At 38.0% G+C, this 14,853-nt stretch carries 14 protein-coding genes; all 14 read left to right on the top strand.

Translation table 11 applies throughout. The features are described 5' to 3' along the window. The first annotated feature begins 53 nt into the window (after nt 1–53). The 14 genes from LQ50_RS06280 (at nt 54) to sigE (ending at nt 14,793) form a co-directional block, all read left to right on the top strand. A complete protein-coding gene (locus LQ50_RS06280) occupies nt 54–1,514 on the top strand; it encodes a UDP-N-acetylmuramoyl-L-alanyl-D-glutamate--2,6-diaminopimelate ligase (RefSeq protein WP_034627475.1) in 1,461 nt (486 codons plus the stop codon). Between the two features lie 151 nt (nt 1,515–1,665). Beyond that, complete coding sequence (gene mraY / locus LQ50_RS06275; protein WP_034627472.1) at nt 1,666–2,640, top strand: phospho-N-acetylmuramoyl-pentapeptide-transferase; 975 nt, start codon at nt 1,666–1,668, stop codon at nt 2,638–2,640. Further along, nucleotides 2,641–4,008 carry a UDP-N-acetylmuramoyl-L-alanine--D-glutamate ligase gene (gene murD / locus LQ50_RS06270; protein WP_034627242.1) on the top strand — a complete coding sequence of 456 codons (1,368 nt, stop codon included), beginning with the start codon at nt 2,641–2,643 and terminating at the stop codon, nt 4,006–4,008. It abuts the gene before it with no gap. A gap of 134 nt (nt 4,009–4,142) precedes the next feature. After that, nucleotides 4,143–5,240, top strand: coding sequence for a stage V sporulation protein E (gene spoVE, locus LQ50_RS06265; RefSeq protein ID WP_034627241.1), 1,098 nt, complete (start codon nt 4,143–4,145; stop codon nt 5,238–5,240). A gap of 236 nt (nt 5,241–5,476) precedes the next feature. Continuing rightward, entirely contained in the window at nt 5,477–6,568 is a 1,092-nt protein-coding gene (gene murG / locus LQ50_RS06260) for an undecaprenyldiphospho-muramoylpentapeptide beta-N-acetylglucosaminyltransferase (RefSeq protein WP_034627239.1), read from the top strand. Between the two features lie 60 nt (nt 6,569–6,628). Further along, nucleotides 6,629–7,546 carry a UDP-N-acetylmuramate dehydrogenase gene (gene murB / locus LQ50_RS06255; protein ID WP_034627237.1) on the top strand — a complete coding sequence of 306 codons (918 nt, stop codon included), beginning with the start codon at nt 6,629–6,631 and terminating at the stop codon, nt 7,544–7,546. Between the two features lie 176 nt (nt 7,547–7,722). Beyond that, nucleotides 7,723–8,502 carry a cell division protein FtsQ/DivIB gene (locus LQ50_RS06250; protein ID WP_034627235.1) on the top strand — a complete coding sequence of 260 codons (780 nt, stop codon included), beginning with the start codon at nt 7,723–7,725 and terminating at the stop codon, nt 8,500–8,502. Further along, entirely contained in the window at nt 8,486–9,202 is a 717-nt protein-coding gene (locus tag LQ50_RS06245; RefSeq protein WP_034627233.1) for a DUF881 domain-containing protein, read from the top strand. The genes LQ50_RS06250 and LQ50_RS06245 overlap by 17 nt, the downstream gene beginning before the upstream one ends. Before the next feature lie 4 nt (nt 9,203–9,206). Next, nucleotides 9,207–9,917 carry a DUF881 domain-containing protein gene (locus LQ50_RS06240; RefSeq protein ID WP_034627232.1) on the top strand — a complete coding sequence of 237 codons (711 nt, stop codon included), beginning with the start codon at nt 9,207–9,209 and terminating at the stop codon, nt 9,915–9,917. A gap of 3 nt (nt 9,918–9,920) precedes the next feature. Beyond that, nucleotides 9,921–10,271: a small basic family protein gene (locus LQ50_RS06235; RefSeq protein WP_034627230.1), complete on the top strand. Its 351-nt coding sequence runs from the start codon at nt 9,921–9,923 to the stop codon at nt 10,269–10,271. Nucleotides 10,272–10,472: 201 nt separating this feature from the next. Then, complete coding sequence (gene ftsA / locus LQ50_RS06230) at nt 10,473–11,753, top strand: cell division protein FtsA (RefSeq protein ID WP_034627228.1); 1,281 nt, start codon at nt 10,473–10,475, stop codon at nt 11,751–11,753. A 38-nt stretch (nt 11,754–11,791) separates the two neighbouring features. Continuing rightward, nucleotides 11,792–12,928 (top strand): cell division protein FtsZ, encoded by a 1,137-nt coding sequence (ftsZ, locus tag LQ50_RS06225; protein WP_034627227.1) that lies wholly within the window; start codon nt 11,792–11,794, stop codon nt 12,926–12,928. Nucleotides 12,929–13,134: 206 nt separating this feature from the next. Then, nucleotides 13,135–14,055, top strand: a complete 921-nt coding sequence (gene spoIIGA, locus LQ50_RS06220; RefSeq protein ID WP_034627224.1) for a sigma-E processing peptidase SpoIIGA — start codon at nt 13,135–13,137, stop codon at nt 14,053–14,055. Nucleotides 14,056–14,079: 24 nt separating this feature from the next. Next, the gene (gene sigE, locus LQ50_RS06215) at nt 14,080–14,793 is read left to right on the top strand and encodes an RNA polymerase sporulation sigma factor SigE (RefSeq protein ID WP_034627222.1); all 714 of its coding nucleotides are present in this window, start codon (nt 14,080–14,082) and stop codon (nt 14,791–14,793) included. Nucleotides 14,794–14,853 lie beyond the last annotated feature (60 nt).

Here is a 14,853-nt window from a genome sequence, read left to right as displayed (position 1 = left end):
TGGTAGTAATACTCAAATTGTGAAATGGATGAATTGAGAGGTATTTTAGAATGATGAAACTACAAGAACTCCTTGTACCGCTAAGGTTTCAATACTTTAATAATGATGCTAATCCTGACGTTACATCTCTTGAAATGGATTCTAGAAAAGTGAAGGAAGGGACCGTTTTCTTCTGTATTAAGGGATATACAGTTGATGGACACGACTATGCTAAGCAAGCAGAAAGTCAAGGGGCGGTAGCGATTATCGCTGAACGCCCTCTTTCTGTGTCTATTCCTGTTATTATTGTTCCGGACACCTTTAGAGCGATGGCGAAACTAGCTTGTCACTTCTATGACTACCCTACAGAAAAGTTGCATCTAATAGGTGTAACAGGAACGAACGGAAAGACAACCGTGACGCATTTAATTGAAACAATCATGCAAGATGCGAAAAAGAAAACAGGCTTAATCGGTACGATGTACACAAAGGTAGGGACAAAGCAGTATGAGACGAAAAATACGACTCCTGAATCACTGCCATTACAAAAGTTATTTAAAGAAATGGTAGACGAAAAAGTGGATGTGTCATTGATGGAAGTCTCTTCTCATGCCTTACATTTAGGTAGGGTTCGTGGGTGTGATTTTGATGTTGCTGTCTTTACCAACTTGTCTCCTGACCACTTAGATTATCATAAGACAATGGAATCGTATTTGTACGCGAAAGGCCTGTTGTTTGCGCAACTAGGGAACACATTTTCAAATAAGGTAGCTGTTTTAAATGCCGATGATCCAGCTACAAATGAACTTGCCCGTTTAACAACAGTTGATATCGTTACATATGGGGTCTCTGAAAAAGCTGATTTTACAGCAAGTAACATAAAAATGACTCCTTCTGGAACGATGTTTGAATTAACGGCTTTCGGTAAAAAAGAACAAATTTCATTGCAATTAATTGGCATGTTTAGTGTATACAATGCTCTTGCAGCGATTGCGGCTGCCTATGTGTCAGGAGTATCACTAGTTTCGATTAAAGAGAGTTTGGAACATGTTGAAGGTGTAGCTGGCCGCTTTGAAACAGTTGACGCTGGGCAGGATTTTACTGTGATTGTAGATTATGCCCATACCGCTGACAGTCTAGAAAATGTTTTGACAACTGTAAAAGATTTTGCAACTAAAAGGATATTTGCCATTGTTGGTTGTGGAGGAGATCGTGATCGAACAAAACGTCCTGTTATGGCAAAAATTGCTTGTGAGCATGCAGATCGAGCGATTTTCACTTCGGATAACCCGCGTTCTGAAGAGCCGGAACAAATTTTAACTGATATGACTGCAGGGGTTAAAGAAGGACAATATGAAGTCATTATTGACCGGGAAAAAGCGATCAAGCAGGCGATTCAAGAAGCACAAAAGGACGATATTATTGTGATTGCTGGAAAAGGTCATGAAACGTATCAAATTCTAGGTGATAAGACGATTCATTTTGATGATAGAGAAGTAGCTCGTGAAGCTATTTTAGAAAAGACCTCTCTTTAAAGAGAATTTTCGTTGGAAAGACATATCATCAACAACAATATGATATCAATAATTATAGAGAGAACGTCTATAATTATTGATATTAAAAATAGAAAAACTAACACAAATGAATAAAGTTATTCGTTTTTAAAGAAAGGAGGAATGATCAGTGATGTTAGAGCGTGTCTTACTTCTTACCTTACTGGCTTCATTTCTAATTGCTGTCCTCCTATCCCCTATTTTTATTCCTTTTTTAAGAAGGCTAAAATTTGGGCAAAGTATTCGTGAGGAAGGTCCAAAGTCTCATCAAAAGAAAAGTGGGACTCCAACTATGGGAGGAATTGTCATTGTTTTGACAGTTCTTGCAACAACCATATTTATTTCAACTCGTTTTTTATCATTTAGTCAAGAAATCCTTTTATTATTACTTGTTACAGTTGGCTTTGGTTTAGTTGGTTTTTTAGATGATTTTATAAAAGTCGTTTTGAAACGTAATCTTGGGTTAACGTCAAAACAAAAGTTAGCTGGACAATTAGTAATTGCTATTCTTTTCTATTTTGGTTTAATTCAAATGGATTTTTCAACTGAAATTCATCTACCTGCAACAAATTTCTCAATTGATCTTGGTTGGTTGTATTTACCTTTAGTGATTGTCATGCTAGTGGGTGCTTCTAATGCAGTTAATTTAACAGATGGACTCGATGGTTTACTTGCAGGAACTGGAGCGATTGCTTTTGGGGCGTTTGCTGTACTTGCATGGCATGCAGGTTTTATAGATGTATCTATTTTTAGTGCAGCCATTGTTGGTTCTGTTTTAGGGTTTCTTGTATACAATGCTCACCCAGCCAAAGTATTTATGGGGGATACGGGTTCATTAGCGCTAGGCGGTGCGATTGCTGCTATTGCGATTATGACGAAAATGGAAGTGTTGCTTATTTTAATTGGTGGAGTTTTTGTCATTGAGACGCTTTCGGTTATTATTCAAGTCATCTCATTTAAAACAAGAGGGAAGCGTATTTTTAAAATGAGTCCACTTCATCATCATTATGAACTTTCAGGCTGGTCTGAATGGCGTGTGGTTGTAACGTTTTGGTTTGTTGGCATGGTATTTGCTGTGCTAGGAATCTATTTAGAGGTGTGGTTGTAAATGAAGTCAAATGACTTGTTTAAAGGAAAAAGAATACTCGTATTAGGTCTAGCGAAAAGTGGAGAGGCTGCTGCAAGACTTCTTCATAAGCTTGGTGCTTTCGTTGTTGTTAATGACGCGAAGCCTTATGAGGAGAATGAGCAAGCAAAAGAGCTTGAAGAGCTTGGAATTGAAGTTGTATGCGGGCATCATCCTTTATCGCTTTTAGAAGAGAAGTTGGACTTAATTGTTAAAAACCCAGGGATACCCTACTCCAATCCAATCATTCATGAGGCTATACATAGGGGGCTGTCTGTAGTTACTGAGGTTGAAATTGCTTCATTAATTAGTGAGGCTGAAATCGTTGCTATAACTGGTTCAAATGGTAAAACAACAACGACAACATTAATATATGAAATGGTTAAAAATAGTAAAAGAGAGCCTCTGATTGCCGGGAATATCGGAACCGTTGCATGTGAAGTGGCTGAAAAGGCTAAGAGCAATCAAGTAATGGTTTTAGAAGTCTCTTCATTTCAGTTGATTGGCACCGAGCAATTTAAACCTAAAGTAAGTGTCTTTTTAAATTTATTTGATGCTCACCTAGATTATCATGGCACGAAAGAAGAATATAGTTTGGCAAAAGCAAAAATCACAGCAAACCAATCAAAAGAGGATTATTTAGTTTATAATATAGATGATCCAACTGTTTGTAAGATTGCAAATGAAAGTAGGGCTTCGCTTATCCCTTTTTCTGTGAAACAGAAGCTGACAAAAGGTTTCTGGATTCAAGAGGGATCCATCTATTATAATGATCAACCCATTATCTCTTTAGATTCTATTGTATTACCTGGTGCTCATAACCTTGAGAATATTTTAGCCGCCATGGGAGCTGCCATAACACTTGGTGCTCGGTTGCCACAAATTGAACATGTCTTACAAACGTTTAGTGGAGTGGAACACCGTTTACAGTTTGTAACTGAATATAAAGATAGAAGATTTTACAATGATTCAAAAGCAACAAATATCTTGGCTTCTCAAAAGGCATTAGAAGCTTTTGAACAGCCTATCGTTTTATTAGCTGGTGGTCTCGATCGTGGAAATGACTTTGATGAATTGCTTCCTTCTTTGAACAACGTTAAAGCACTCATCACATTCGGAGAAACAAAAGAAAAACTAGCAAAAACTGCAACGGAAGCTAACGTAGAGACAATCGTTTATGCGGATGGAATGGAGGAAGCTGTATTGGCTGCCTTTGAACATTCAGACGCGGGTGATGTAATATTGCTTTCGCCAGCTTGTGCGAGCTGGGATCAATATAGGACGTTTGAAGAACGAGGACGTAGGTTTGTTGACGCAGTGAAAAATCTTGAAACAACATTACAATCTTAAGGGAAAGGTCAACTCAAATGTTTGAGTCGGCCTTTTTCGTTTAGTTGGACATGTTTTGTAAAGCTCATGCATACGTTTAAGTTGAGGGGTTGTTGTAACAATAACTTAAATCGTGTTAGATGAGGTGTTTAGGAATGCCAAAAACAAGATCAGCACCAGACTATGTCCTAATGGTTGCAACGATTTCACTTTTAGCTATTGGGCTAATAATGGTTTATAGTGCAAGTGCTGCATGGGCAAGTTATAGGTTTGATGATTCATTTTTCTTTGCGAAACGCCAATTCTTCTTTGCGGGGGTTGGGGTAATTGCGATGTTATTTGTCATGAGAATCGATTATTGGACATGGCGTACTTGGTCAAAGGTCATTCTTATTATTTGTTTTATTTTACTTATCATTGTTCTTATTCCGGGAGTAGGTTTGGTCCGGGGTGGGGCAAGAAGTTGGTTAGGGGTAGGGGCCTTTTCGATTCAACCTTCGGAGTTTATGAAAATGGCAATGATTGCTTTTCTTGCAAAATACTTATCTGAAAATCAGAAAATGATTGTTTCATTTAAAAAGGGACTCGTTCCTTCTCTTTCCTTAGTTATGGTTGCTTTTGGTATGATTATGTTACAACCAGATTTAGGAACTGGAGCGGTAATGGTAGGAACATGTGTTATAATGATTTTTGTTGCAGGAGCTCGTATAAGTCACTTTGCTTGGCTTGGTGTAGCTGGTCTTGCAGGTTTTGTAGCGTTAATTGCATCTGCCCCATACCGAATTAAACGCATCACCTCATTTTTAGACCCCTGGTCGGATCCATTAGGAAGCGGGTTTCAAATTATTCAATCTCTATATGCGATTGGTCCGGGTGGATTAATGGGAATGGGGCTTGGTGAGAGTAGACAAAAATATTTTTATTTACCAGAACCACAAACTGATTTTATTTTTGCAATTTTAGCAGAAGAGCTTGGTTTTATTGGCGGATTTATTGTATTATTTTTATTTGGAATCTTGTTATGGCGAGGAATCCGAATCGCATTAGGGGCGCCAGACTTATTTGGTAGTTTTTTAGCTGTTGGGATTATTTCTATGGTAGCAATTCAAGTTATGATCAATGTAGGGGTTGTGACAGGATTAATGCCTGTTACAGGTATTACACTTCCGTTACTTAGTTATGGTGGTTCGTCGTTAACACTTATGCTTGTTTCACTTGGAGTATTGTTAAATATAAGTCGATATGTAAGGTAGGATAGTTAACTCAAATAGTTGTGACTCTAACCATCTAAGAGAGTCACAACTACATAGAGTTAGCTTTTTTTAGCAAATAGATCATTACGAATTAAAACGAAAAGATTACATTCGTTACATATTCGTGGGAAAGTATGAAAGATAGTGGAAGGTTAAAAAAACTACCAGCTTTCGTGTATAATACAAGTTCTGTTCATGATAAAATGGTATTATTAATGTATTTTGGGAGGAAGCCAATGAGAGTAGTTGTAAGTGGTGGAGGTACAGGAGGGCATATATATCCTGCCTTATCTTTAATTAAAGAGATTAAACATAATCATAAAGACGCAGAGATTCTTTATATAGGAACAGAAAAGGGGTTAGAAGCCGATATTGTACCTAGAGAGGGGATTCCATTTGAGACAATACATATTACGGGATTTAGACGAAAGCTCTCATTTGAAAACGTCAAAACGATTACTCGATTCTTAACAGGAGCCAGAAGAGCCAAGAAACTAATAAAAAACTTTGAACCGGATGTTGTGATTGGAACGGGTGGATATGTTTGTGGACCAGTCGTTTTTGCTGCAGCAAAGCTAAAGATTCCAACAGTCATCCATGAACAAAATAGTGTTCCTGGATTAACGAATAAGTTCTTAAGTAAGTATGTTGACCGGATTGCCATTTGCTTTGAAGAAGCAAAGCGGTTCTTCCCAAATGAAAAGGTTGTATTTACGGGCAACCCAAGAGCATCTGATGTGTTGGATGTAAACCCTCAAGCTGGCAGGGAATCATTATCTTTAAATCCTAACAAAAAAACAGTTTTAATTGTTGGGGGAAGTAGGGGAGCTAGACCAATTAATGATGCGTTCTTATCTGTCTTGGATGAATGGTCAAAAAAAGATTATCAAGTTGTGTATGTGACAGGGGCCGTACATTATGATGCGGTTATGGAAAAGGTTAACGGGTCAAGCCGATCGTCCAATGTAATTATTAAGCCTTTTATTCATAATATGCCAGATGTACTAGGGGCCATTGATTTAATTGTTGCTAGGGCAGGTGCGACTACTCTTGCAGAAATTACAGCGCTTGGTCTACCTAGTGTTTTAATACCGAGTCCGTATGTTACAAATAATCATCAAGAAAAAAATGCGAATGCATTAAAAACAAATGGGGCTGCTATTGTAGTCAAAGAACAAGACATGAATGGTAAAACATTACTTCAGCATATAGACAGTGTGTTAACCGTTAATGACAGATGGAACGGTATGCACTTAGCTGCAAAGGAACTTGGAGTACCAAGAGCCGCTAATAATGTTTATCAGCTATTAAGGGAAACAGCACGATAAGTAGGTAAATGCATAAGTTGAAAATAGATATACTTGTAGCATGAAAAGAGGGAACATAGTATGAAGCATTTTATTGAAACGATTCAAAAAGAGAATATTGGAGTTGTGAAGGAAAGAGAGCCCCTTTCTAATCATACAACATGGAAGATTGGTGGACCTGCAGATGTATTGATTGAACCAGATAGTCTAGAAAGTTTACAGCGCCTTATGCAAATCATTTCCATGCATGATCTTCCTTGGAGGGTCATAGGAAGAGGCTCGAATTTATTAGTTGCTGATGAAGGAATTGAAGGAATCGTCATCAAGCTAGGCAAGGGGCTCGATGATCTTGAAATTAATGGTGAAACAATCAGAGTGGGAGGAGGATATCCTCTTATTAAGCTTGCAACCATTATAAGTCGTGAAGGGCTATCGGGTCTTGAATTTGCAGGTGGCATTCCTGGATCTGTGGGTGGAGCAGTATTTATGAACGCAGGGGCACACGGATCAGATATCTCAAACATCTTAAAAGAAGCTCTCGTTTTGTATTCAAATGGGAGACTTGAGTGGATGAAAGGAAAAGATATGGGGTTTTCTTACCGTACATCTCGTCTACAAGAGGAGAAGGGCATTTGTGTCGAGGCTATCTTTCAATTAGAAAAGGGAAAAAAAGAAGATATTGTCAAACATATGCAAGCAAACAAAGATTATCGTCGTGAGTCTCAACCTTGGAAGCATCCTACTTGTGGAAGTGTCTTTCGAAATCCCCTCCCTAACTATGCCGGGCAACTTATAGAAGAAGCGGGTTTAAAAGGATTTCAAATTGGCGGGGCTCAAATTTCTACTATGCACGCAAACTTTATTGTAAATGTTGATGGAGCAAAAGCAGAAGATGTGATGAACCTTATCAAACATGTAAAAGAAACCATTAAATCAAAGCATAATATTGACATCGAGACGGAAGTAGAAATGATTGGACGCCAAAAAGAAAACGAGTAAAATAAGATTTTTTTCATTAGTAAATATGTTACAATTAAACAAATAAGAGGATGAAATGACACTACTCCTTTCACTGTCTTTTACAGTAGGTGGAAGGAGCTATCTCTTAGAATGATTAAGAGATTCGCGAGAAAAAATTTATTTTTTGATCGTCTATGTGGGCGGAGGAGAAGGGTATGAGCAAGGAAAAGGTAGTTACGATTAATGAACGTATTCCATCGCTGAAAGAACAGCGAAAGCAGCGTGCAAATAGACGATTGCTGTTTTTTTTATCTTTCTTTTTCTTACTCCTATTGCTTATGGTCTATTTTCAATCGCCGCTAAGTCATGTTAGAAATGTTGTTGTTGAAGGGAATCATTTTGTTTCAGATGAGGAATTAATCAACCTAAGTCAAATAACAACTGGGACAAGCATGTGGAACCTTGAAAAAGAAGAAGTGATAGAACGGATAGTCGAACATGTGGTCATACGTGATGCTCAGATTGAAAGAAGGCTGCCTAGCACAGTAAGCATTGCTGTTGAAGAGCATGCAAGAATTGGGTACCTTTACAGAGAAGATAAATATTTTCCGATACTAGAAACCGGACAATATTTAGAGGAACTGCCAAGGCAGGAATTCCCCTCAGATGCTCCCTTGTTAATTGGATTTACTCAAGGAGAAGAATTAGAGGAGCTTTCTGCTGAACTACAAAAAGTTCCAAGTCAGTTGATTGAAAGAATTTCCGAAATTGTTTATGAGCCAACAGAAAGTGATTCTCTTTCAATTATATTATTTATGACAGATGGCATTGAGGTGCATACATCAATACGAAATTTTTCTGAATATGTAGCTCCTTATCCGTCAATTGTGAAGGAGCTTGATAAAGAAAAACAAGGGATTCTACATTTAAGAATGAGCCCTTACTTTGAGGAATTTATTACGGAGGAGGAGACAGACAGTGAAGGTGAAGGGTAAACATATTATTCTATCCTTCGTCTTGCTTGTGACCGGATTTATTTTAGCTTTAAGTTATGAGTTAACGAGCGAAAGAAGTTCTGCCCTTTTACCGGGTTTCGAAAGACAATGGGAAATTGAAGATGAACTTCGAAACCAAGTTATTATGGAGCAGACGGCAAATCGTAAATTGCAAGAAGATTTACGATTATACCAGGCCGAGATTAGAGATCTTGAAAACAATCTTGCTTCATTAGACGAAGAACAAGAAGTGAAAGCAAAAAATTTATTAGAAGATATTGAACGGTTGCGTAAACTAGTCGGTCAAGTACCAGTTCAAGGACCGGGTATTGAAATAGCCCTTGAAGATTCTGATTATCTACCTGATGGCGCGAATCCAAATGACTATATTGTCCATGAATTTCACATTCAACGTGTCGTGCACGAACTCTTTGTTGCGGGAGCAGAAGCTGTGGCTATAAATGGATTCAGACTATCGCATCAGTCCTATATTCAATGTACAGGACCTGTGATTCGAGTCGATGGCAATACATCGGCAGCTCCCTTTGTGATTACAGCTATTGGAGATTCTGATCATTTAGAATCCGCTTTAACATTGCCAGGCGGTGTCCAACAGCAGCTCGTAAATGACGAGGTAACGGTGAGAATCCAAAAGAAAAGCACCCTTACACTAGAGCCGTATTTGTCTGAGAGCGGGTGACTAAATGAATAATATAAAGTGGATTTTTACTATTGTGACCTTTATTATTGGATTGATGTTGGCCATTCAATTTCAAACAACGCAAGAGCCTATTATTCGAGATACAAGAGATATTCGTGAACTCAGGAGAGAATTATTAACAGAACAAGAGCGAAGGCAGCAACTAATCAGTGAAATTGATAAGGCACAAGCCCTTTTGTTACAGTATGAAAATTCTTTGGAAAACAGAGAAGAAGATGTCACTGACGTTCTTTCTAAGCAGATTGAAGATCTGAAGTTGGAAGCTGGACTTGAAGAAAGACGGGGGGAAGGGATTGTGATTACAATTGATTCACTTTATAATGATCAATTTGTTGGACAAGCTAAGCGCACCCCTCCTTCTGAGGTCCTTCGATTTCTAGTGAATGAACTAAACATATATGGAGCAGAAGAGATTGCAGTTGGGACAGAGCGAATTATTACTACCTCTGCTTTTCGAGATGTTAATGAAATAACTTATTTAAATAACCGCCGATTGCCACCTCTTCCATTACAGGTGAGCGTTCTTTCAGATAAATCAGAGAGTCTTCATAATCATATGGTCGTTTCAGCTTCGATTGAACACCTTGAAATCAGAGGATTTTCTTTAACGATTGAGGTAGCCGAAGAAGTGGAAATACCAGCATATGATCAAACAAGACGAGTTCGCTATATGGAAGAAGTAAAGGAGGGGTAATCGATGTGGTTACCGATCATAGGATTAGTTATTGGCGTTTTATTAGGGCTGATGACCGAGTTTCGTGTCCCGCCTGAGTATTCTAGTTATTTGTCAATAGCATTATTGGCAGCTTTGGATACACTGTTTGGTGGAATTCGAGCTTTTTTACAAAATACGTTTGACTCAAATGTGTTTTTATCAGGTTTTTTCTTTAATATTCTTTTAGCAGCAGGTTTAGCTTTTCTAGGGGTACATCTTGGTGTAGACTTATATCTAGCAGCTATATTTGCGTTTGGTGTTCGGCTTTTTAATAACATTGCAGTGATCCGACGAATGTTGCTTTCTAAATGGCAGGCAAATCACCAAAAGTAACAAAAATAAAAGCAAACTTATGAAAATGCATGAAAAAACTGAAAAAAATTAGAAAATCGGCGTTTATTAAAAGGATAATAGTATCGAGTGTTGAATTAGTCTATAATCTATGAATATATGTTAAAAATCGCTAATTCTAAAAGGTATACTAATTGTTGAACTTAAATTGACGCGGTTGATTACACGAGGAGGTGCCATAGATTGAACAACAGCGAGATATACGTAAGTTTAGACATCGGTACATCCAATGTCAGAGTGATCATTGGTGAAATGTCAAATGGAACGATGAATATTATTGGAGTTGGCAAAGCAAACTCTGAAGGGATAAAAAAAGGCTCAATTGTCGACATTGATGAAACAGTTCAATCTATACGCAGAGCAGTTGATCAAGCTGAACGAATGGTTGGACTTTCCATCAAACAAGTCGTGGTAGGGGTTAATGGCAATCATATTCAGTTGCAACCTTGCCATGGTGTAGTTGCAGTTTCTAGTCCAGATAGAGAAATTGGTGATGAAGATATCACTCGTGTGATAGATGCATGTCAAGTACTCTCGATCCCGCCTGAGCGTGAAATTATTGATGTCATACCGAAGCAGTTCATTGTAGATGGTCTTGATGAAATTAATGATCCACGTGGTATGATAGGTGTAAGACTTGAAATGGAAGGTATGATTATAACAGGATCGAAGACGGTTTTACATAATCTACTTCGTTGTGTTGAGCGCGCAGGACTGCAAGTTGCTGAAGTGTGCTTGCAACCTTTAGCTACAAGCTCTGTAGCTATTTCTAAGGATGAAAAAAGTTTGGGAGTTTGTTTGATTGATATTGGTGGTGGTTCCATTACCGTCTCTATTTTTGAACAAGGAACATTGCAAAATACAAGTGTACTTCCTATCGGTGGAGATCATGTAACAAATGATATTGCTGTAGGTCTTCGCATTTCTTCAGAAGAAGCAGAGCGAATCAAAACAAAACATGGGCATGCCTATATTGATGATGCCTCTAAAGAAGAGCGTTTTGATGTTACAACGATAGGACGTTCTGATTCAGAGCAATTTTCACAATTTGAACTTGCTCATATTATTGAACCAAGAGTGGAGGAAATGTTTGAGTTGATTTACCGAGAATTGACTCGATTGGGTTACCGCGATTTTCCAAGTGGCTATGTATTAACTGGCGGTACAGTAATGACTCCTGGTGTATTAGAGCTAGCAAGTGAATTATTGCAAGCAAATGTTCGAGTGGCTGTTCCAGATTATTTAGGGGTACGCGAACCACAATATACAACAGGTGTTGGTCTCATTCAATTTGCATATAAAAATGCAAAGGTTCAGGGAAAAGAAGTTGCTGCTTCAGTTAGTGAAAGTGAAGTAGATGAAGAACCGAAGCGAGAACGAAATGAAGCACAACCGGCACCAAAGAAAGAAAAAACGAAGTCAAAAGGTAAAATGAAGAACTGGTTTAAAGTTTTTTTTGAATAGATAATGACCGGGATATAGTCTGATTAGGGGGACCTTACATGTTAGAGTTTGAAATGGATATGGATCAATTAGCACAAATTAAAGTTATAGGTGTTGGCGGAGGAGGTAGCAACGCCGTTAACCGTATGATAGAAAATGGATTACAAGGTGTCGAATTTATAGCTGTGAATACTGATGCACAAGCGTTACACCTGTCAAAAGCTGAAGCTAAATTGCAGCTTGGTGGGAAGCTAACACGTGGGCTAGGTGCTGGAGCTAATCCTGATATAGGAAAAAAAGCTGCAGAAGAGAGCCGAGAGCAGCTTGAAGAAGTGTTACAAGGAGCAGATATGGTATTCATCACTGCTGGTATGGGCGGTGGAACAGGAACTGGGGCAGCGCCAGTTATCGCTGAAGTGGCGAAAGAATTAGGAGCACTTACAGTTGGTGTTGTTACTAGACCGTTTACCTTTGAAGGGCGCAAACGTTCAACGCATGCTGCATCTGGTATACAAGCACTTAAAGAAAAAGTCGATACATTAATTGTGATACCTAATGACCGCCTATTAGAAATTGTTGATAAAAATACACCGATGCTAGAAGCATTTAGAGAAGCTGATAACGTTTTACGTCAAGGGGTTCAAGGTATTTCAGACCTTATTGCTGTTCCAGGATTAATTAACTTGGACTTTGCTGATGTAAAAACAATTATGAGTGAAAAAGGGTCAGCGTTGATGGGAATCGGGATCGCTACAGGTGAAAATCGTGCGAGCGAAGCGGCAAAAAAAGCCATTTCAAGTCCATTACTTGAAACATCAGTTGATGGTGCTCAAGGTGTACTTATGAACATTACTGGTGGATCGAACCTGTCTTTATATGAAGTACATGAAGCTGCAGAAATTGTCTCAGCTGCTTCTGATCAAGAAGTAAACATGATTTTTGGTTCAGTGATAAATGAGAATCTAAAAGATGAGATTGTTGTAACAGTTATTGCAACAGGTTTTGATGATGTTGAAAATAATGGACAACCTCGTCCGATGGCACCAAAAGTATCTAAAGGACAAGCGACTCAAGCTCCTGCACAAGAAGAGCAAAAAGAATCAAGGTTTGCTCAACAAAATCAAGCTCCATCAGAACCAACAGAAACGTTGGATATTCCAACATTCTTACGTAATCGTAGAAACCGAAATCGTTAAACCTAAGGCACCTGCTCTATCCAAAGAGCAGGTGCTTTTTTTGCTTAGTTATTGCCGTAAATCAGTTAATTATTTCCTCCCCTGAAAAGATGACAATAATACTAAAAATCTCCTAAAATAACTCCTTCTTGCTTGTCATGAAGCGACAGACTTCTTAATAGAATGTGTAATATACTTGTTTCAAATCAATGGATGTGAGGGTGAATATGACCTTATATATTGATGTGATTTGGCTACTTAATCTCTGTATTGACTACTTATTAATCGCTTTAACTGCATTAGTGTTAAAGCGCAGGTTCCATCACATTCGAATGATCCTAGCGGCAGTGTTTGCATCATTGATTGTTTTTTTGATGTTCAGTCCGGTTGCATCTTTGTTTTATGAGCCATGGATGAAGTTTCTTTATTCAGCAGTTATAGTCTTTATTGCATTTGGGTTTAAGAGGTTTCAATACTTTTTGCAGGGCTTGTTCATGTTTTATTTTGTTGCATTTATGACAGGAGGAGGCTTGTTTGCACTACACTATTTCTGGAATACGGAAATGGATGTATTAGATGGAATAGTTCACGTAAATTCGGGTTATTTTGGTAGTGGAATAAGTTGGTTGTTTGTTCTTATTGGATTTCCATTAATTTGGTACTTCTCGAAGCACCGATTTGAGACGATCGAAATGAAGCGTGTTCAATATGATCAAATTGTAGATGTAGACATTACAATTGCAGGTTATACGTTTAGAACAAAAGGACTTATTGATAGTGGAAATCAATTATCTGATCCATTAACAAAGAAGCCTGTTATGATCATCGAGGCAAAGCTGTTGTACCCTTTCTTTTCGGAACAATCAGTGAATCATATTTTGCGTTTTCATGAGCATACACAAGAGGGGGGAGACGAGAGGTTACTAGAACGTGCGTGCATTATACCATACAGAGTAATAGGTCAATCGGAACCTTTTATAACAGGCCTAAGACCAGACAAAGTTAAGGTTATTCATCAAGAGGAACAATTTGAAACAACGAATGTTTTGCTAGGGTTACAAGAAAAAGAGTTATCTCCAGACGGGGTATTTAATTGTATCGTTCATCCAAAGTTAGTACTCGGTGTTTCCACTGATAAGCTAGCATAATCAAGTAATTAGGAGGCACACAACATGTTAAAGCTAAAGCTAACCTTATTGTGGTACAAATTAATGTATCGCCTTGGAATGAAAGCTGATGAAATTTATTACATAGGTGGAAGTGAAGCCTTACCACCACCTTTATCTAAAGAAGAAGAAGCTGTTCTTTTGAAAAAATTACCCTCAGGGGACAAAGCGGTACGTTCGATGTTGATCGAACGTAACCTACGATTAGTTGTGTATATTGCTCGTAAATTTGAAAACACAGGAATTAATATTGAAGACTTGATTAGCATTGGAACAATTGGATTAATTAAGGCTGTGAATACCTTTAATCCTGAAAAGAAAATTAAACTAGCAACATATGCATCAAGATGTATTGAGAATGAAATTTTAATGTATTTACGAAGAAACAATAAAACTCGATCAGAAGTATCTTTTGATGAACCGTTAAACATTGATTGGGATGGAAATGAACTTCTTCTTTCAGATGTATTAGGTACAGAGGAGGATATTATTACTAGAGGAATTGAAGAAAAAGTAGACAGGAGACTTTTAGTCAAAGCCTTGTACACGTTAAATGATCGAGAGAAACAAATTATGGAACTTAGATTTGGACTAGCTGGCGATGAAGAAAAAACACAAAAAGACGTAGCTGACATGTTAGGAATTTCGCAATCCTATATTTCACGCTTAGAAAAAAGAATCATAAAACGCCTACAAAAAGAATTTAATAAGATGGTTTAGAGTTTATACAAAAAGGGCGCCCTTCCCTTTTTGTATAAACTCGAAGCGATGAGCGTAGCC

The sequence above is a fragment of the Halalkalibacter okhensis genome (genome assembly GCF_000787375.1).
GTDB classification, from domain to species: domain Bacteria; phylum Bacillota; class Bacilli; order Bacillales; family Bacillaceae_D; genus Halalkalibacter; species Halalkalibacter okhensis.
This window is presented reverse-complemented; position numbering and strand designations above follow the sequence as displayed.